This window comes from Pseudomonas sp. SM4, from assembly GCF_051913165.1.
Taxonomy (GTDB): domain Bacteria; phylum Pseudomonadota; class Gammaproteobacteria; order Pseudomonadales; family Pseudomonadaceae; genus Aquipseudomonas.
Window position 1 is genome coordinate 1 of sequence record NZ_JBODOE010000017.1, and the last position, 18,282, is coordinate 18,282.

The 18,282-nt window shown below is 60.3% G+C and carries 16 protein-coding genes and 1 pseudogene; 9 read left to right on the top strand and 8 right to left on the bottom strand.

Features of this window, described 5'->3' with window-relative positions; all coding sequences use genetic code 11:
- Positions 1–124 precede the first annotated feature (124 nt).
- On the bottom strand, positions 125–577 hold the full coding sequence (locus ACQ4MY_RS25475; protein ID WP_440096865.1) for an Lrp/AsnC family transcriptional regulator: 453 nt from the start codon (positions 575–577) through the stop codon (positions 125–127).
- 163 nt (positions 578–740) lie between these two features.
- Between ACQ4MY_RS25475 and yedA the strand changes: the two genes are divergently transcribed.
- Together yedA and ACQ4MY_RS25485 are read left to right on the top strand one after the other, a co-directional pair.
- Positions 741–1,676: a drug/metabolite exporter YedA gene (gene yedA, locus ACQ4MY_RS25480; protein ID WP_440096866.1), complete on the top strand. Its 936-nt coding sequence runs from the start codon at positions 741–743 to the stop codon at positions 1,674–1,676.
- Positions 1,677–1,728: 52 nt separating this feature from the next.
- The gene (locus ACQ4MY_RS25485; RefSeq protein WP_008082980.1) at positions 1,729–3,066 is read left to right on the top strand and encodes a DEAD/DEAH box helicase; all 1,338 of its coding nucleotides are present in this window, start codon (positions 1,729–1,731) and stop codon (positions 3,064–3,066) included.
- A gap of 73 nt (positions 3,067–3,139) precedes the next feature.
- On the opposite strand, the gene ACQ4MY_RS25490 is transcribed toward ACQ4MY_RS25485, so the two are convergent.
- Both ACQ4MY_RS25490 and ACQ4MY_RS25495 read right to left on the bottom strand, forming a co-directional pair.
- A complete protein-coding gene (locus ACQ4MY_RS25490) occupies positions 3,140–4,399 on the bottom strand; it encodes a TIGR03862 family flavoprotein (RefSeq protein ID WP_440096868.1) in 1,260 nt (419 codons plus the stop codon).
- A gap of 278 nt (positions 4,400–4,677) precedes the next feature.
- Complete coding sequence (locus ACQ4MY_RS25495; protein WP_008082982.1) at positions 4,678–5,598, bottom strand: histone deacetylase family protein; 921 nt, start codon at positions 5,596–5,598, stop codon at positions 4,678–4,680.
- A gap of 82 nt (positions 5,599–5,680) precedes the next feature.
- Here ACQ4MY_RS25495 and ACQ4MY_RS25500 point away from each other — a divergent pair, with 82 nt between their 5' ends.
- From ACQ4MY_RS25500 to ACQ4MY_RS25510, 3 genes are all read left to right on the top strand, one after another.
- Positions 5,681–6,250, top strand: a complete 570-nt coding sequence (locus tag ACQ4MY_RS25500; protein ID WP_440096870.1) for a GNAT family N-acetyltransferase — start codon at positions 5,681–5,683, stop codon at positions 6,248–6,250.
- A gap of 109 nt (positions 6,251–6,359) precedes the next feature.
- Positions 6,360–7,229 carry an acyl-CoA thioesterase II gene (gene tesB, locus ACQ4MY_RS25505; protein WP_008082985.1) on the top strand — a complete coding sequence of 290 codons (870 nt, stop codon included), beginning with the start codon at positions 6,360–6,362 and terminating at the stop codon, positions 7,227–7,229.
- Positions 7,226–7,819 carry an HAD family hydrolase gene (locus ACQ4MY_RS25510; RefSeq protein ID WP_440096871.1) on the top strand — a complete coding sequence of 198 codons (594 nt, stop codon included), beginning with the start codon at positions 7,226–7,228 and terminating at the stop codon, positions 7,817–7,819. The genes tesB and ACQ4MY_RS25510 overlap by 4 nt, the downstream gene beginning before the upstream one ends.
- A 139-nt stretch (positions 7,820–7,958) precedes the next feature.
- On the opposite strand, the gene ACQ4MY_RS25515 is transcribed toward ACQ4MY_RS25510, so the two are convergent.
- From ACQ4MY_RS25515 to ACQ4MY_RS25530, 4 genes are all read right to left on the bottom strand, one after another.
- The gene (locus ACQ4MY_RS25515; RefSeq protein WP_440096872.1) at positions 7,959–8,909 is read right to left on the bottom strand and encodes an alpha/beta fold hydrolase; all 951 of its coding nucleotides are present in this window, start codon (positions 8,907–8,909) and stop codon (positions 7,959–7,961) included.
- The gene (ypfJ, locus tag ACQ4MY_RS25520; RefSeq protein ID WP_440096873.1) at positions 8,910–9,797 is read right to left on the bottom strand and encodes a KPN_02809 family neutral zinc metallopeptidase; all 888 of its coding nucleotides are present in this window, start codon (positions 9,795–9,797) and stop codon (positions 8,910–8,912) included.
- Positions 9,798–9,999: 202 nt separating this feature from the next.
- Positions 10,000–10,833: an aldo/keto reductase gene (locus ACQ4MY_RS25525; RefSeq protein ID WP_440096874.1), complete on the bottom strand. Its 834-nt coding sequence runs from the start codon at positions 10,831–10,833 to the stop codon at positions 10,000–10,002.
- On the bottom strand, positions 10,817–12,556 hold the full coding sequence (locus ACQ4MY_RS25530; protein WP_440096875.1) for an FAD-dependent oxidoreductase: 1,740 nt from the start codon (positions 12,554–12,556) through the stop codon (positions 10,817–10,819). Before ACQ4MY_RS25530 ends, ACQ4MY_RS25525 begins: the two co-directional genes overlap by 17 nt.
- 177 nt (positions 12,557–12,733) lie before the next feature.
- Here ACQ4MY_RS25530 and ACQ4MY_RS25535 point away from each other — a divergent pair, with 177 nt between their 5' ends.
- The 4 genes and pseudogenes from ACQ4MY_RS25535 (at position 12,734) to ACQ4MY_RS25550 (ending at position 16,616) form a co-directional block, all read left to right on the top strand.
- Complete coding sequence (locus ACQ4MY_RS25535; protein ID WP_008082993.1) at positions 12,734–13,510, top strand: IclR family transcriptional regulator; 777 nt, start codon at positions 12,734–12,736, stop codon at positions 13,508–13,510.
- A 216-nt stretch (positions 13,511–13,726) separates the two neighbouring features.
- Positions 13,727–14,788 (top strand): Gfo/Idh/MocA family protein, encoded by a 1,062-nt coding sequence (locus tag ACQ4MY_RS25540; protein WP_440096876.1) that lies wholly within the window; start codon positions 13,727–13,729, stop codon positions 14,786–14,788.
- A 2-nt stretch (positions 14,789–14,790) separates the two neighbouring features.
- A complete protein-coding gene (locus ACQ4MY_RS25545) occupies positions 14,791–15,606 on the top strand; it encodes a sugar phosphate isomerase/epimerase family protein (RefSeq protein WP_440096877.1) in 816 nt (271 codons plus the stop codon).
- Positions 15,607–15,724: 118 nt separating this feature from the next.
- Positions 15,725–16,616, top strand: a pseudogene (locus tag ACQ4MY_RS25550) (DMT family transporter).
- Positions 16,617–16,696: 80 nt separating this feature from the next.
- On the opposite strand, the gene ACQ4MY_RS25555 reads toward ACQ4MY_RS25550, so the two are convergent.
- Positions 16,697–18,034 (bottom strand): MFS transporter, encoded by a 1,338-nt coding sequence (locus ACQ4MY_RS25555; protein WP_440096878.1) that lies wholly within the window; start codon positions 18,032–18,034, stop codon positions 16,697–16,699.
- Positions 18,035–18,282: the final 248 nt, after the last annotated feature.

Here is an 18,282-nt window from a genome sequence, read left to right on the forward strand (position 1 = left end):
GAAGGCTGCGATCTTTTGATCTAGAGGTGAAAGATCAAAAGATCGCAGCCTCGTTTCACTCGTCAGCTCCTACAGGGAGGGAAGATTGTTTCTGTGCAGGGAGAGGGGCGGTCACGCGATTTATTCACTTTCCGTTGTTTTCGATATGGCTTAACGGCACGCGCTTTTCGATGGCGCTCGACAGCACGATCGATGTCTTGCTGAAGCCGAATTTCGCCACGCGGTTGATCAGCTCTTCCAGCTCCGGCATTGAACCCACCGCGCCTTTCATCATCACGCACGGATCGCCCGTCACTCGAAAGCACTCGGTCAGTTGCGGGATCTTCACCAGTTCGTCGTAGACCTTCTGACTGCCGTTCTGGTGCAGACGCAATTCGATCATGCACTGGATCGGTAAGCCGATTTTCGACAGGTCGACTTTCGCCTCATATCCGGTGATTACTCCGGTTGCCTCAAGCTTGGCCACGCGCTCGGCCACGGCGGGCGCTGACAGGTTCACCTTGCGCGCCAGATCGGCGTAAGACGCACGGCCATTTTCGAGCAGGGCGCTGAGCAGCATGCGGTCGTATTTGTCCAAGGCCAGACTCCTGAAAATGCCAGACTTTCGAAATCGTGGTTTAACCCTTCGATCTCCGTTATTTCCAAAGTGTACCGGCCTGATAAACAGGTTTTGTAGCTTATTTTTGCTCGTGTGCCTTTCTAGAATAATCCAATCCCTGATCCTGACAGTCGAGCCACTCATGTCTGCCTTGCGCCGTTTTTCTCTACCGCTGATCGCCGCGTTTTTTGCGTTGTATGTGATTTGGGGATCGACCTATCTGGTAATCCGCATTGGCGTTGAGTACTGGCCACCGCTGATGCTCGGTGGTGTGCGCTTCGTGATCGCGGGCACGTTGATGTACGCGTTCCTGCGCTGGCGCGGGGCGCCGGCACCGACCTGGGCGCAGTGGAAAGCGGCGGGGATTATCGGGATTTTGCTGCTCAGTTTCGGTAATGGCGCGGTGAGTGTGGCTGAGCACACCGGCGTGGCTTCGGGTGTCGCGGCCTTGGCGGTGGCAACGGTGCCGCTGTTCACTTTGCTGTTTGGTTATTTCTGGGGTGCGCGCAATACCCGGCTGGAGTGGGCCGGAGTGGCGTTGGGAATCATCGGCATCGCCATGCTCAACATGGGCTCCAACCTGCAATCGAGCCCGATGGGCGCAGCGCTGCTGATTTTTGCGGCGGCGACCTGGGCGTTCGGTTCGGTGTGGAGCAAACATTTGCCGTTGCCGCAGGGGGCGATGGCCAGTGCGGTGGAAATGCTGGTTGGCGGTGTGGTGCTGCTGATGGGTAGCGCCGTCAGTGGTGAACACTTGCAAGCGCTGCCGCCGATTGAAGGCTGGCTGGCGCTGGCGTACCTGATCTTCTTCGGCTCGATCATCGCCTTCAACTCTTATATGTACCTGCTCAAGCACGTGCGCCCGGCGGCGGCGACCAGTTATGCCTACGTCAATCCGGCTGTCGCGGTGTTGCTCGGGATCGTGTTTGTCGGCGAGACCATCGGCATCGAAGAAGCGCTGGCGATGCTGGTGATCATCAGCGCCGTGGTGCTGATTGGCTTGCCGCAGTGGCGCCGGCCAGCACAGCCGCCAGTCGTGGCGTCGACAGCCGTTCCCACAGAAACGCGTACGAATTAGGGTAAACTGCGCGGCATTGCATGCCCGCGTCATCTTTTCCTACGGTACTCCCATGACTTTCGCCACCCTTGGCCTGATCGAACCCTTGCTGCGCTCCCTTGAGACGCTCGGCTACCAGACCCCGACGCCGGTGCAGGCGCAAGCCATCCCGGCCGTTCTGGCCGGTCGCGACCTGATGGCCGCCGCCCAGACGGGCACCGGCAAAACCGCCGGTTTCGCCTTGCCACTGTTGCAGTTGCTGAGCATGGAAGGGCCGAAAGTCGCTGCCAACTCGGCGCGTGCGCTGATTCTGGTGCCGACCCGCGAGCTGGCCGAGCAGGTTCATGAGTCTGTGCGCCAGTACGCCGAAAACCTGCCGCTGCGCACTTATGCGGTTTACGGCGGCGTCAGCATCAACCCACAAATGATGAAGCTGCGCGGCGGCGTCGATGTGCTGGTCGCCACGCCGGGTCGCCTGATTGACCTGTTCCGCCAGAACGCGCTGAAACTCGATCAGTTGCAGACTCTGGTGCTGGATGAAGCCGATCGCATGCTCGACCTGGGCTTCTCTGAAGAACTGGCGAATATTTATCGCATGCTGCCGAAGAAGCGCCAGACCCTGCTGTTCTCCGCGACCTTCTCCGATGACATCCGCCTGCTGGCAGGGCAGATGCTCAACGATCCGCTGAGCATTGAAGTCAGCCCGCGCAACGTCGCCGCCAACACCGTCAAGCAGTGGATCGTCACGGTGGACAAGAAGCGCAAGGCCGAACTGTTCGTGCACCTGATGCGCAAGAACAAGTGGAAGCAGGTGCTGGTGTTCGCCAAGACCCGCAACGGCGTCGATGCGCTGGTGGAAAAACTTCAGGGTCTGGGTGTGAACGCCGACGGTATCCACGGTGACAAACCGCAGGCGACTCGTCAGCGTGCGCTGGATCGTTTCAAGTTGAGTGAAGTGCAGATTCTGGTGGCGACGGATGTTGCTGCCCGTGGTCTGGATATTGAAGATTTGCCGTTGGTGATCAACTTTGATCTGCCAATCGTGGCCGAAGACTACATCCACCGTATCGGCCGTACCGGCCGTGCGGGTGCAACCGGTGAGGCGATCTCGCTGGTGTGTGCGGATGAAGTGAACATGTTGTCGGCGATTGAAATGCTGACGCGCCAGACCTTGAAGCGTCAGAACGAACCGGACTTCGAACCTGAGCACCGCGTGCCGGACACCGACGCCAGCGGTCAGGTGATCAAGAAGCCGAAGAAACCGAAGAAGCCGAAAGCATCTGGCGGTGGCGGCAAGCGTAATCTGGGCAAATGGGTGGATAGCGGCGAGACGCAGGCGCCGGAGCCTTCGATCAAGCCTGTGCGCAAGGTGCCGGTATTTAACACCGGCCCTCGTAAGCGCAAACCGTAACTCCTGTAGGAGCTGCGGCACGCTGCGATCTTTTGATCTTGATTGCCGAAGATCAAAAGATCGCAGCCTCGTTTCACTCGTCAGCTCCTACAGGGTTAGGGTGTTTGAGCCACTGTAGGATCCCCGACCCTGCCGCCCGGCCGCTGGCGAAACAGCCAGTCAGCAGATAGCCGCCCGTCGGCGCTTCCCAATCGAGCATCTCCCCCGCACAGAACACCCCCGGCAAGGCCTTGAGCATCAAGCGCTCATCCATCGCCTCAAACGTCACGCCACCGGCACTGCTGATCGCTTCGTCCAGCGGCCGCGTTTTCACCAAGGTCAGCGGCAACGCCTTGATCGCCCGGGCCAACAGCGCCGGATCGGCGAAAGTCGCAGCATCGGTCAGCTCACGCAGCAACGCCGCTTTCACCCCATCAATCCCGACCTGGCTGTGCAGATGCTTGGCCATCGAACGCGAACCGCGTGGCTTGCTCAATCCCGCCTGTAACTTATCCACAGGCCGGCCGGGCAGCAGATCGATGTGAACAACCGCCGCGCCATACTGATTGATCGCCTCACGAATCGGCGCTGACAGCGCGTAAATCAGACTGCCTTCAATCCCGGTCGCGGTGATCACGCATTCACCCAAGCGCGGAATGTCATCGTTCAAACCAATGGCGATATTTTTCAGCGGCGCGCCGGCGAATTTGCTGACCATCAATTCGCTCCAGGCCTGCACCTCGAAGCCACAATTACTTGGCTGCAGCGGCGCAAGTCCTACACCGCGTTGCTCCAGTGGCAGCATCCAGGCTCCGTCGGAACCGAGCCTCGACCAACTGCCGCCGCCGAGGGCGAGCAGGGTGGCGTCGGGTTTGACGGTGATTTCACCTTCCGGGCTGTCGATGCGCAGCGCACCGTGTTCATCCCAGCCGAGCCAGCGATGGCGGGTGTGGATAACTACGCCGCTGTCGCGCAGACGCTTGAGCCAGGCGCGAAGTAGCGGCGCGGCTTTCATGTCGGTAGGGAATACGCGGCCGGAGCTGCCGATAAAGGTTTCGATACCGAGATCGTGAATCCATTTACACAACGCGTCAGCATCGAAGCCGCGCAGCAGCGGGGCGATTTGCGGTGCGCGTTCGGCGTAGCGCGAGAGGAACGCCGGGTACGCTTCGGAGTGGGTGATGTTCATCCCGCCAACGCCAGCCAGGAGGAATTTGCGGCCCACCGAGGGCATGCCGTCGTACAGATCGACGCGGATTCCGGCCTGGCTCAGCACTTCGGCGGCCATCAGGCCGGCAGGGCCACCGCCGATGATGGCGACGTGAGCGGGGGAGGAGGCGGAGTTCTGGGTCATGGCGTGCGCTGCGGTATGGCGGGATAAGCCGCGCATTCTAACAGCGCAGCTCTTTTGTAGGAGTGAGCCTGCTCGCGATAGCGGTGTGTCAGCCAAGTTAATGTTGAAGGTGCTGACGCTATCGCGAGCAGGCTCACTGCTACAGGATAGTGTTGGCTCAGAATGTTGGTTGAAAAATGATCAGTGCGCTGCAGGCCATAAGCGGTATGGGCTGTAGGCTCTTTCACGCAGGTTATCCACAGGCAGTTCCACAGCGATTGTGGGTAACGCAGCACAGCTCAATGACAACCGTGTGACTGCCAGACCCGCTGCGCGCTGTGATGGAGGATGCCATGGCGGCGGGCGAGGGCGTGGCGATCCTTGCTGTAACCGCCGCCAATCACGCTCATCACCGGAATGTCGCGGCCCAGGCAATGACGCATCACGCTCTCATCGCGAGCAGCGACGCCTTCGTCGGTCAGTTGCAGATAACCGAGGGCGTCGTCCTTATGTACATCAACACCGGCGTCATACAGCACCAGATCCGGTTGATACAGCGGCAGCAAATAGTTGAGCGTGTCGTCGACCACCTTCAAATAATCGCCATCGCCCATGCCTTTGGGCAGTGGAATGTCCCAGTCACTTTCGGCTTTGCGTGCAGGAAAGTTCTTCTCGCAGTGCAGGGAAACGGTAATCGCCTCCGGCGTGTCATGAAGAATCCGCGCCGTGCCGTCGCCCTGATGCACATCGCAGTCAAAGATCAGCACGCGATTGACCCGGCCGCTTTGCAGCAGGTAATGGCTGATGATCGCCAGGTCATTGAAGATGCAGAAGCCCGCCGGATAGTCGTAATGCGCGTGATGGGTGCCGCCGGCCAAGTGACAGGCCAGGCCATGCTCCAGGGCTTGTTCCGCCGCCAGGATCGAACCGCCAACCGCGCGCACCGTACGTCGCGCCAAGGCTTCGTTCCATGGCAGGCCGAGGCGCCGTTGGTCTTCGCGGGACAACTCGCCGCTCATGTAGCGTTCGATATACGCACGGTCATGGGCGAGGGCGAGGATGTCGTTGGGGCAGATCTCGGGGCGCAGCAGGTCAGCATCGCGGGTCAGACCGCTGTCGACCAAGTGATCGCGCAGCAGACGAAACTTGTCCATCGGGAAGCGGTGATCCGCCGGAAACTCGGGGCTGTAGTCTTCGTGGTAGATCAGCGGCAATGGCATGTCGGTTTCATGTAGGAACGTAGGAAAGAGTGAAGGATCCTACCAGCGATGTAGACTTGCGGCATGGAAACGGAGGGGCACGATGGAGCCGATACTGGAACTGCAAAGCGCGCGGCTGGTGATGCGTCAGTGGCAGGACGAGGATTTGCCGGCATTTGCGGCGATGTGCGCCGATCCGCAGGTGATGCGCTACTTTCCGGCACCCTTGAGCCGACTGGAAAGCGCGTCGATGATCGGCCGCGTGCGCGGGCATTTTGCCGAGCACGGTTTCGGCTTGTGGGCGCTGGAGCGTAAGGACAGCGGCGAATTCATCGGTTTCACCGGGCTCGGCGTGGTCGGGTTCGACGCGCCGTTCACCCCGGCGGTGGAGATCGGCTGGCGTCTGGCCAAGGAACATTGGGGGCTCGGTTATGCCAGTGAAGCGGCGTGGACCGCTCTGCGTTGCGGCTTTGACCGCTTGGCCTTGAAGGAAATCGTCTCCTTCACCGCGCAAACCAATCTGCCTTCGGAGAAGGTCATGCAGGCGATTGGCATGCATCACGCCCCGGACGATGATTTCAATCATCCCAAACTTGCCGCCGATCATCCGTTGCGCAGGCATGTGCTGTACCGCATCACCCGGGAACAATGGCTGCAAACCTTGCATGGCTAAGCCGACACGGACGTTTACAATGGCCGCCAAATCATTGGCCCGTGCCAGAACCTGAATCGCCCGCCGCAGCCAAGACTGCGCGGCATAGCTTTGTGTGAGGAGAGTCTGAATGAGCCAAGTGTTGGAAGATCTGGTCGACCTGCTGACCCTGGAACCGATCGAAGAAAACCTGTTCCGTGGCCGTAGCCAGGACTTGGGTTTCCGTCAGTTGTTCGGTGGTCAGGTGCTCGGTCAGTCGCTGTCGGCGGCCAGTCAGACGGTTGAAGAAGCGCGCCACGTGCACTCGATGCACGGTTATTTCCTGCGTCCGGGCGACGCCAAATTGCCAGTGGTTTATTCGGTTGATCGCGTGCGCGATGGCGGCAGTTTCAGCACCCGCCGCGTCACGGCGATCCAGAAGGGCCATCCGATTTTTACCTGCAGCGCTTCGTTCCAGTACGACGAAGCCGGCTTCGAACACCAGAGTCAGATGCCTGTTGTGGTCGGCCCGGAAAACTTGCCGTCGGAGCTGGAGCTGTTTCAGCAACGCGCGCAACTGATCCCCGAGCACATGCGTGAAAAGCTGCTGTGCCCGAAGCCGATCGAAGTGCGCCCGGTCACCGAAAAAGACCCGTACAACCCGCAACCGGCCGATCCGGTGAAGTACGTGTGGTTCCGTGCAGACGGTGCGCTGGCCGACATCCCGGCGCTGCACAAATACTTGCTGGCCTACGCCTCGGACTTCGGCCTGCTGACCACCTCGATGCTGCCCCACGGCAAATCGGTGTGGCAGAAGGACATGCAGGTCGCCAGCCTCGATCACGCGCTGTGGTTCCACAACGATCTGCGCGCCGATGACTGGTTGCTCTACGCGATGGACAGTCCGTGGGCTGGCAATTCCCGTGGTTTTTCCCGTGGCAGCGTGTACAACCGCGCCGGGCAACTGGTCGCGTCGGTGACGCAGGAAGGCCTGATTCGTCATCGCAAGGATTGGGCATGAGCCTGAGCGACGTTCGCCATTGGGTGTTCGACATGGACGGCACGCTGACCGTCGCCGTGCATGATTTTGCGGCGATTCGCGTGGCATTGGCGATTCCGCCGCAGGACGACATCCTTACGCATCTCGCCGCGTTGCCGGCGGATGAGGCGGCGGCCAAACATGCGTGGTTGCTTGAGCACGAACGCGATCTGGCGCTGGGCTCGACCCCGGCGACCGGGGCGGTGGAATTGGTGCGTGAACTGCACGCGCGCGGTTATCGCCTCGGCATCCTCACCCGCAATGCGCGGGAGTTGGCGCATGTGACGCTGGAGGCGATTGGTTTGGCTGACTGCTTTGCGGTGGACGATGTGCTGGGCCGCGACGAAGCGCCACCGAAGCCGCACCCGGGTGGATTGCTGAAGTTGGCAGAGGCCTGGGATGTGGCGGCCAGCGAGATGGTGATGGTCGGTGATTACCGCTTTGATCTGGATTGCGGGCGAGCGGCGGGGGCGCGGACGGTGTTGGTGAATTTGCCGGATAACCCGTGGCCTGAGTTGACCGATTGGCATGCCAGGGATTGTGTCGAGTTGCGCAGGATGTTGTTTACCTGACATTTCGGTTGTTTGATATGGCCTCATCGCTGGCAAGCCAGCTCCCACAGGGATTTTCAGTGGATGCAAAATGTGTGCGACACAACCCACTGTGGGAGCTGGCTTGCCAGCGATGGCGGCAGATCATTCAATACAGGACTTATTCAAACAACGCCTTCTGCCCCTCCGGCGAGGTCAGCATGCCATCGCCGTTATGCCCGACCCCGGGCACTTCAACCAGCCGCTGATTCACCCCTTCCGGATGGCGGCGCAGTAAATAGCCGAAGTACAACTTCCCACGCTCCAGACGATAGGCACCTTGCGCCTCGGCTTCACATCGCTTGTCCAGCGCCGGATGCTTGGGATCGATGTCCTGCTGCCCCAGCAGATAAATCATCTCGCGTTTGACGTAACTGCTCTCAAGCTGCAACGGTGTTTGCCCACCGGCGTACACCGGCATGTCTGTCAGACCGTACTTCCAGCGATTGAAACCCACGCACTTGGCATGATCGAACGCCACCGGCCGCTGTTCATTGAAGTACGCATAGGAGGACGGATTGGCGACCACGTAGCGCAAGCGAATGCCGTTGTCCTTCAGCGCAGGCTGATCCTTGGCCAGCAGGGCATAACGCTGCACCACCTGACCGCCGCCAGAGTGACCGAAAATAACGATCTGCTTCACGTCGGGAAACTGTTTGCGATCGCTGATCCGCGCGACGATTTCGTCCAGTGCCGCATAGGAACTCAACGGGTTCGGGCCTGTGGATAAACCACCGCCCATCCATTCGTTGCCTTGCCAGCGCAGCAACGTCGCAGGTAGCGAGTACAGAGCGACATCACTTTCATTGAGAAACTGCGGTGCGATCACCAGCGTGTGCGCACTTTGCCCGGCCAATTCAGCCGCGCTCTCGGCGCTTTTGCGATAGGTTTCCGAGTTGCGCAAACGGCCATGAATGACGATCAGCACGCGCTCGATCTTCTCCGGCGCGGGGCCGATGCCCACTGCCATTTCCCCGGCCTTGAGTTGCAAGCGACCGGGGCTGATTGCATCGACACCGGCGGCTTGCGCAGTGCTGCCAACAATCAGTAACGCCAAAAGCCATTTATGCATTTACAGGTTTTTCGCCGCGAAGGTGTCGCACTGGCCGACCTGGCCCTGCGCGAATCCGGTTTTAAACCAGCGCACCCTTTGCGCCGACGTACCGTGGGTAAACGAGTCTGGCACCACACGCCCCTGACCCTGTTGTTGCAGGCGATCATCACCGATGGCGTTGGCCGCGTTCAAGGCTTCTTCGATGTCACCCGGTTCCAGCCAGTTCAGGCGCTTCTGCGCACTGTAGGCCCAGACGCCGGCGAGACAGTCGGCCTGCAATTCCTGACGCACCAACAAACCGCCGTCGCCTTCCATCTGCCGACCTTGCTGGCGGGCTGTCTGAATTTTCGCCGAGACGCCGAGCAGCGTCTGTACATGGTGTCCGACTTCGTGCGCGATCACGTAGGCCTGCGCGAAGTCGCCGGCAGCCTTGAAGCGTTGCGCCATTTCCTGGAAGAAGGCCATGTCCAGATAGACCTTCTGGTCAGCCGGGCAGTAGAACGGGCCGGTGGCGGACGTTGCCAGGCCGCAGGCGGAATTCACCCGATTGCTGAACAGCACCAGCGTCGGGTCTTTGTATTGGCGCCCGGCCTGCTGGAAAATCGCGCCCCAGGTGTCTTCGGTATCACCGAGGATCGAACGGACGAATTCGGCTTGCTCATCATTGGCCGGCGGCGCCTGACGGGTTTGCGAGGTCGGCGCCGCTTGCTGGGTGGATTGCCCGGCGAGCTGGCCGAGGATCTGCAATGGATCCTGCCCGGTGATCCAGCCGATCCCGACGATCAGCAGGATCGCGCCCAGGCTCAGGCCTTTGCCGCCGCCGAAGCGCATGCCGCCGCCACCGCCGGCATCATCACCACGGGCATCGACGACGTTGTCACTGCGTCGGCCTTTTTTCCATAGCATGTGGGAATCCTCTGTTTGTATCGGGTGAATAGCACGTGGTGATGAGTGTTGCTGGTGTGTGAGTGTGGCGCCAGTCCGGTCGTCCGTCTATTGGCCACACGCAAACAGGCCCGGCCTCGTGCAGACGAGGTCGGCCTGTTATTGACGATCACCCGGCCCGCGAATTCAATCCGGTGGCGGGTTTCTTTCAGCAGGTCATCGATCAGCGATCAAAGGCATCCCATTCAGGCGCGAAATCCGGGCTGACCTGGCGTTGATTTTTCGGCAGGGCGGCAATCAATGCGCGGTCTTCATCGTCGAGCTCGACCTTCAGCGAGGCCAGGTTGGCCAGTTGATTGGTCTGGCTGCTGGCCTTGGGAATGGCCGCAACGTTGGGCTGATCGAGCAACCATTTCAAGGCGACCTGGGTCGGCAGCACCCCGTGCTTTTGCGCGATCTGTTGGATCTGCGGGATGTCCGAGACTTTGTTGCGCGCCAACGGGGTGTAGGCCGTCAGTGCCATGTCGTGTTGGCGGGCGTAGTCGAGCAGGGCGTTTTGGCCGAGGAGAACGTGGTACTCGACCTGAATCGCTGACAGACCAATCCCGTATTCCTCGACGACTTTGCGCAGCAGCGGCAGGGGGAAATTTGCCACGCCGATGTTGCGGGCCAACCCCTGTTCCTTGAATGACGCCAATGTTTCGAGCGTACGGGGTACATCCCAGTCAGTACTCGGCCAGTGGATCATGAACAAATCGACGTAGTCGCTGCGCAAGGCTTTGAGGCTGCGCGCCATGGAGTGGCGCATGGCATCGGGTTGCAGCTGATCCCACCAGACTTTGCTGGTGACATGGATCTGCTCGCGCGGTGTCGGCGTATTCGCCAGCGCTTGTCCGACCGCATCTTCATTGTTGTAGGCCGCTGCCGTGTCGATGTGGCGATAACCGAGTTCCAGCGCCTGCTCGACGGCGCGGGTGCATTCGTCGCCGAGCATCGGCCAGGTGCCGAGGCCGAGTTTCGGCATGTTCAAACCCTGGGCATTAACGATGTGCTGCATGGTCGATCTCCTGTTCGAAAGCAGTGATGCCGGCGATGTGCCGGGCGGCGATGTAGCCGAACGTCAGCGCCGGGCCGAGGTTGATTCCGCCCGCCGGGTAGTGGCCGCCCATGATGCTGGCCATGTCGCCGCCCGCTGCATACAGCCCGGCGATAGGGTGTTGGTTGGCGTCGAGCACTTGCGCGTGTGGGTTGACCTTGAGGCCGGCAAAAGTGCCGAAGCATCCTGGTTGTACTTTCACGGCATAGAATGGGCCGGTGTCTATCGGGGCAACGCAGGGGTTGGGCAGGTTCGCCGGGTCACCCTGTTTGCGGTTGTAAGGTGTTGAGCCGCGCCCGAATTGCGGGTCTTCGCCGTTGCGTGCATGGCGGTTGTAATCGTCGAGAGTCTGGCGCAAGCCGCCCGGGTCGATGCCGCAAGCACTGGCCAATTCTTCAACGCTGTTACCGGTTTTCAGATAGCCGCTGCGGATAAATTCTGACACCGGCAGCGGAAACGGCCTCGATATGCCAAGGCCATAACGCCGTTGAAAGGCGTGGGTGCAGATCAGCCACGAGGCGACTTCTTCGCCTTCCGGCGCGGCGGCAACCATGGCGCTGACATAGTCGTAGTAACCATTGGCTTCGTTGACGAAGCGCTGACCGTTGCGCAGCACACCGATGATTCCGGGTTTGCCGCGCTCGATGATGTGTGGGAAATGGCCGGTGCTGCCGTCGGAATGTGGCACTTGCGACACCGGTGCCCACGCCACCGGTGAAGCGACATCGGTGTTGACCCGCGCGCCGACGCTTTCCCCCAGGCGCAGGCCATCGCCGTTGACGGCCAGCGGTGGCAGCGCCCAATGCTCGTGGCCGGTTGGCGTGCGTGGGAACAGGGCTTTGCGCCGTTCGATATCGTTGGCGAAGCCTCCCGCCGCGAGTACCACGGCTTTGCGCGCACGGATGCGGATCGGGCCTTTACCGCTGTTGATCAAGGCTCCTGAAACACGATTGTCGTCGCGCAGCAATTCGGTAACTGGCGCCGAATGCCACAGCAATACGCCGAGGTCTTCGGCGGATTTCGCCAGTCGCGCGACCAGCGCCACGCCGTTGACCAGTTGCATTGCCCGGCCGTGAACCGCGAGGTCGAGCAGGTGCCGGGTAAAACGTCGCGTCACATGCCACGCCGCTTTCAGCGAACGGGTCAAATTGAGGAAAGCCGAAAGATCCGCGCCGGCCATGATCGGCATGCCCATGAAGGACGTTTCGCGCATTGTTGTACGAAGACGCTTAAGCAAGCGCCCAACTTTGCGTCCGTCGTAAGGGGCGGCGATGACAGAACGTCCACCGGTGCCAGCGCCCGGCGTGTCGCCATGAATGTCGGCAATGGCGTTGCCGTCGGCAAATTGCAGGACGGTGTGCTGCTCGAAAAACGCCACCATGCGTGGCCCGGCGGTCAGGAAGGCGTCGATCATTGCCGGGTCGAAATGCTCGCCCAGTTCATGGCGCAAATAGGTGCGCGGTTGTTCGACGTCTTCGATGATGCCGGCCCGACGTGCCAGTGGATTGCACGGCACCCACGCCCAGCCGCCCGACCACGCGGTAGCACCACCGAAGACCGGATCTTTTTCCACGACGATAACCTTCAGGCCATGCCACGCCGCAGTGACGGCCGCCGACAACCCGGCGGCGCCGGAGCCGACGACCAACACATCGCAGTCGATTTCGGGAAGTTCGACAGACATCAAACAAGGCTCCAGCGCTGAATTGTTTTTGGAATTTGATTCCAGAAAATAACCAGTGGCGGCAGCGCTCGACAAGTCTTGAGCCGACAAAGCGGGCGGTTATCGAACGGGCGGTTGCAGATTTCGCTTTGCCGAGGATGTCTTCTAGAATCGGCGAAATTTCATTTGGATTTCTCCATGGCCGGCAGTCAAATCGAACGGGTTTTCAGCGTGCTGGAAAGCCTCACCAGTGATCCGCGCGGGCTGCCGATGCAGACGCTGGCCGAGCAACTGGACATCCCCAAGAGCGCAACGCATCGCTTGCTCGCCGAGCTGATCCGCCTGGGCTACGTGCGGCAGAATCCGGAGACCCTGCGTTATCACCTGTCGACCAAACTGGTTGCGATGGGCTTTCAATACTTGTCGAGCAGCGGTGCCGACATCGTTCAGCCGGTGCTTGATCGGCTGGCGCAAGAGAGCGGCGAGCTGGTGCGCCTGGGCGTGATCGACGGCGAGCGCCAAACCTGGATTGCCAAAGCGCAAGGCGCGCGCACCGGTCTGCGCTATGACCCGGACATGGGCCGCGATGCGCCGCTGTTCTACACCGCGTCCGGGCATGCGTGGCTGGCGTGCATGACCGACGCCGAGGCGCTGTCGATGGTCGAACGTCAGGCGGCGGAGGTGCCGGCGGGTGTCGGGCCGAATGCGCCGCGTTCGAATATCGAATTGCTGGAACGCCTGCGCCTGGCCCGTGAACAGGGTTATGCCTGCGTTGAAGAAAGCTCGGCGGTCGGCACTTCGGCCATTGCCGCGGTGGTGAAACATCCTACGGATGGTCGAGTGATCGGCGTGCTGAGTATCGCCGGCCCCAGTGCGCGCATGCCGGGCGCACGCCTGCATGAACTGGCGCCGCTGTTGCTGACATTCACCAAAGAATTATCAGCAGCCAGCCTGGCCTCGGAACTGTTCATCTAATAGCCACAATCCCCTGTAGGAGCTGCCGCAGGCTGCGATCTTTTGATGTTTTTTTTAAAGACAGCATCAAAAGATCGCAGCCTGCGGCAGCTCCTACAGGGGAAAAGTTGTGCGGTGTTCGCACGGTTTTCGGATTGGCGGGTTTTTGATTCTGGAACTCGGTTCTAAATTGTTGCTGGAGTGGTATTCCAATAACAATCACAAGAGGATCGCGCCTTGAATTCGCCCCTTCGAATCGCCCTGATCGGCGCCGGCAACATGGGCCAGCAACATTATCGACACTTGCAAACCCTGAGCGAAGCGACGCTGTGCGCAGTGGCTGATCCTGGGTCGCAAGCCGCAGCCCTGGCGGCTGAGTGGGGTGTAAGGCATTTCGCTGATCACCGTCAGATGCTCGAGCAGATCAGGCCAGACGCGGTGATCGTCGCCAATCCGAATATTCAACATGTCAGCACGGCCCTCGATTGCCTCGCGGCGGGCGTACCGGTGTTGCTGGAAAAACCGGTCGGCGTGCACCTCGATGAAGCGCGCGTGTTGGTCGCGGCGGTCAAAAGCAGTGGCGTGCCGGTATTGGTCGGTCATCACCGACGGCACAATCCGCTGATCGTGCGTGCCCATGAACTGGTGCAGAGCGGCGCGCTCGGGCGTCTGACCACGGTTACCGCGCTGTTCCAGTTGCGCAAACCGGACAGCTATTTCGAGATCCCGTGGCGTCGTGAACCGGGGGCGGGCATGTTGCTGACCAACCTGATCCACGACCTCGATTTGCTCCGGCATCTGTGCGGTGAAGTGCGCTCGGTGCAAGCGTTCACCGACAACGCTGTGCGGGGTTTTGCCAATGAAGACAGCGCAGCGGTGTTGCTGCAATTCGCGGGCGGCACATTGGGTACGTTGAGCGGTTCGGATGCGGTCGCCGCGCCGTGGAGTTGGGAGCTGGACTCCGGCGAAAACCCGGTGTATCCGCGTCAGGCCGATCAGCCGTGTTACTTGCTGGCCGGGACCGCCGGCGCATTGAGTATTCCGCAGCTCAAGCACTGGCATTACGCCGCTGATCAGGTGGATGCCGGTTGGCATGAACCGTTACAGGTGGTGCAAGAGTCCTACAGCGGTGACGACGCTTTACGTTTGCAGTTAGAGCATTTCGTACGCGTGGTGCGGCGTGAAGTCGAGCCGCTGGTCAGTGCGGCCGACGCCGCCCGCACCCTTGCACTGATTGAAGCCATTCGCGCCGCCGCCGCTACCGGCCGTGCTTGCGCCCCTGCACTGATCGAGGCTTGAACATGAGCGAACGCATCCTGTCCCTGGCCAGCCTTACCGTGCTGGAGTTGTCGCCACCGCAAATGGTCGAAGTCGCTGCACGCGCCGGTTATAGCCATGTCGGTTTGCGCCTGGAACCGGCAACGCCTGAGGAATATCACTTTCCATTGGTAGCCGATGGCGACTTGCGTCGTCGGACGTTGGCGCAGTTGCGCGATAGCGGTATCCGTGTGCTCGACGTGGAAATCCTCCGTCTGAAACCGCAAACCGTGGTGGCCGACTTCGAGAAACTTCTTACGGTCGGTGCGGAATTTGGCGCTACTGAATTGCTGGTCGCCGGTAACGATCCTGACGAGCAGCGGCTTACCGATAATTTTGCGGCGCTGTGTGATCTGGCGGCGCCGTACGGGTTGCATCCGCATCTGGAGTTCATGCCTTGGACGGATGCGCGCAATCTTGAGCAAGCGCTACGCATTGTTGGAAACGCTGATCGGGAAAATGCTGCGGTGCTGGTCGACGCGTTTCATTTTGATCGTTCGGCGTCACGGCTGGAGGATCTGGCAGATGTGCCTGCGTCGCGCCTGCGATATGCGCAATTATGTGATGTCGCGGGGCCGAGGCCGTCAGACATGGCCGAGATCTTGCGTCAGGCGCGCAACGAGCGACGGTTTCCCGGCGAGGGCGATTGCGATCTGCTCGGGTTGTTGAAAGCGCTGCCGACTAATATTCCACTGAGCCTGGAAATTCCCACGCTGAAATTGCTGGAGCAGGGCGTGAGCGGATTGCAGCGGGCGCAGATGGCGATTGATAAAACTCGAGCGTTGTTGGCGCGACTGTAAGCGGTGCTGCGCACCTGTTCGCGGGCAAGCCTTGCTCCTACGGGGTTTACCCAACCCCTGTAGGAGCAAGGCTTGCCCGCGAAGCTTTTGATCTTTTTCGGCACCACAAGGAAACCCAATGACCGTCAGCACCCCGCTCTCCGGTGTCAATCAACCCTTCAAGGGCATCTTGCTGATCGTCGTGGCGACCTTTCTGTTTTCCAGTCACGACGCACTGTCGAAATACCTGTCCGGTTTCTACCCGATCGTGATGGGTGGTGTGGGCGCGCTATCTGGTGCACACCTTGCTGATGGCGGGGATTTTTCTGCCGCAGTCGGGATTGCGCGTCCTACGTACCAAGAAGCCGTTATGGCAGCTGGTTCGGGCACTTTGCCTACTCGGCACCAGCCTGTTTTTCACCACGGCGCTGCTGTACATCCCGCTGGCGGAAGCCACGGCGGTCAACTTTCTTGCGCCAGTATTGGTCACGGCATTGTCAGTGCCGCTGCTCAAGGAGCGCGTGACGCGCGGCCAATGGATCGCGGTGATCTGCGGTTTTATCGGCGTGCTGATCATCGTTCATCCGGGCGGTGAACTGTTCACTCCTGCGGTGCTTTTGCCGTTCTGCTCGGCGCTGTTTTTCTGTTTCTATCAGTTGCTCACGCGCAAGCTGGCAGAGGTGGACAGCCCGACCACCAGTAACTTTTTCGCCGGGTTGTGTAACACGCTGGTGATGAGTGCGCTGGTGCCGTTCTTCTGGCAAGTGCCGACGCTGACCCATGCCGGGCTGATGCTGGCGCTGGGCAGTTGCGGGATGACCGCGCATTTGTTCCTGACCCAGGCATTCCGCCATGCCGCACCGGCGCTGCTGGCGCCGTTCGGTTATTGCCAGATCGTGTTTGCGGGGTTGTTGGGCTGGCTGCTGTTCAATCACACGCCGAGTCTGTTGACGATCATCGGTATCGCGGTGATCTGCTGCAGTGGACTGGCAGCAGCGTGGCAGCAAAGCCGAAAACACAAACCCCTGTAGGACTGACGAGTGAAACGAGGCTGCGATCTTTTGATCTTCAAGATCAAGAGATCGCAGCGTGCCGCAGCTCCTGCATGGGTTTATTCGGTGACGGTCGGGATTTTGCGCGGGGCCATGAAGTACATCCAGGTCAGCGCAATGAAGTACATCGCCGGAATCAGGGTGAACAACACGGTGTAGTTGTTGTTGGTGACGGTAAGGATATGGCCGACGATCTGGGTCATGAACATCCCGCCGATCGCTGCGCACATGCCGCCGAAACCGAACACCGTGCTCATCATGTGCTTGGGCGTGTAGTCCATCACCAGGCTCCAGATGTTCGCGGTCCAGGCCTGATGCGCGCCGATCGCCAGAGAAATCGCCGCCACCGCCACCCACAGATTGGCCGAGCCAGCTGCCATGATCACGCCGATGATGCAGCAGGCGAACAGCAACATCGACAGCAGCCGCGCCTTGATCGAGTTCATCCCGCGACCGATCAGGAACGAAGACAGAATCCCGCCACCGACGCTGCCGAAGTCCGCCGTGACGTAGATGATGATCAGCGGAATACCCATCTGGGTGACGTTGATGCCCAGGTTGTATTGCTGATTGAGAAACGGCGGCAGCCAGTACAGGTAGAACCAGAACACCGGCGCGGTCAGCGCATAAGCGATGGCGAAGGCCCAAGTGCCGCGCATGCGCAGGATTCTCGAGAACGGTACGCGGGCCTGCTCCGGTTCGACTTCCTGCTGGATGTAGTCCAGTTCGGATTGCTTGACGCTCGGGTGATCTTCCGGGTTGAAGTATTTCAAGCCCCAGAACAGCAACCAGATGCCGCCGAGTGCCGACATGCACAGGAACGCCGCTTGCCAGCCCCAGACGTGCAGGACCAGTGGCAGCAACATCGGCGTGAACATCGCGCCGACGTTAGTGCCGGCGTTGAAGATGCCGGTGGCGACTGCACGTTCGCCGGCCGGGAACCACAGGCGCGTGGTTTTCACGCAGGCCGGGTAGTTCGCCGCTTCCGTCAGGCCGAGGATGAACCGGCAGACCATGAAACCGACGGCCGATGTCGCCAGACCGTGGGCACCGGTGGCCAGGCTCCACAGCAGCACGGCGCAGAAGAACACGCGTTTGACGCCGACCCGGTCGATCAGTCGACCTTGCAGGACGAAACCGATCGCGTAGCCGACCTGAAACCAGAAGTTGATGTTGGCGTAATCCATCGCCGTCCAGCTCATTTCCTTGGCGAGGATTGGCTGCATGACGCCGAGGGCGGCGCGGTCGATGTAGTTCAGGGTGGTGGCGAAAAACACCAGCGCCAGCATGCCCCAACGGGTCTTGCCGACGGCCATGGCGCCGCGGATCTTGTCGCCGATGCCACCTGAGGCAGTGCTCATGGCCGGGGCCATGCGGGAAGTCTGTGAAGGAATCATGTGTTCCACCCGTTTTTGGATTTGTTATTTGGTGTGCTTTTTTCTGTGCACGCTGCGACCGGTGGTTCAGATCCGGACTCAATGTGCGGTCGATGTTGGGCAGTGGACGAAAAATCGTCAATTCGCCAAACCGCCATTGTGTTCGATAATCGCACGCAAAACTAACCGGGTAGTACACTTTAAATTGCTGTGCGCAGTGATGCAGCCAATAATTTCCCTACTATAAAAACCCATCCCATGTAGGAGCT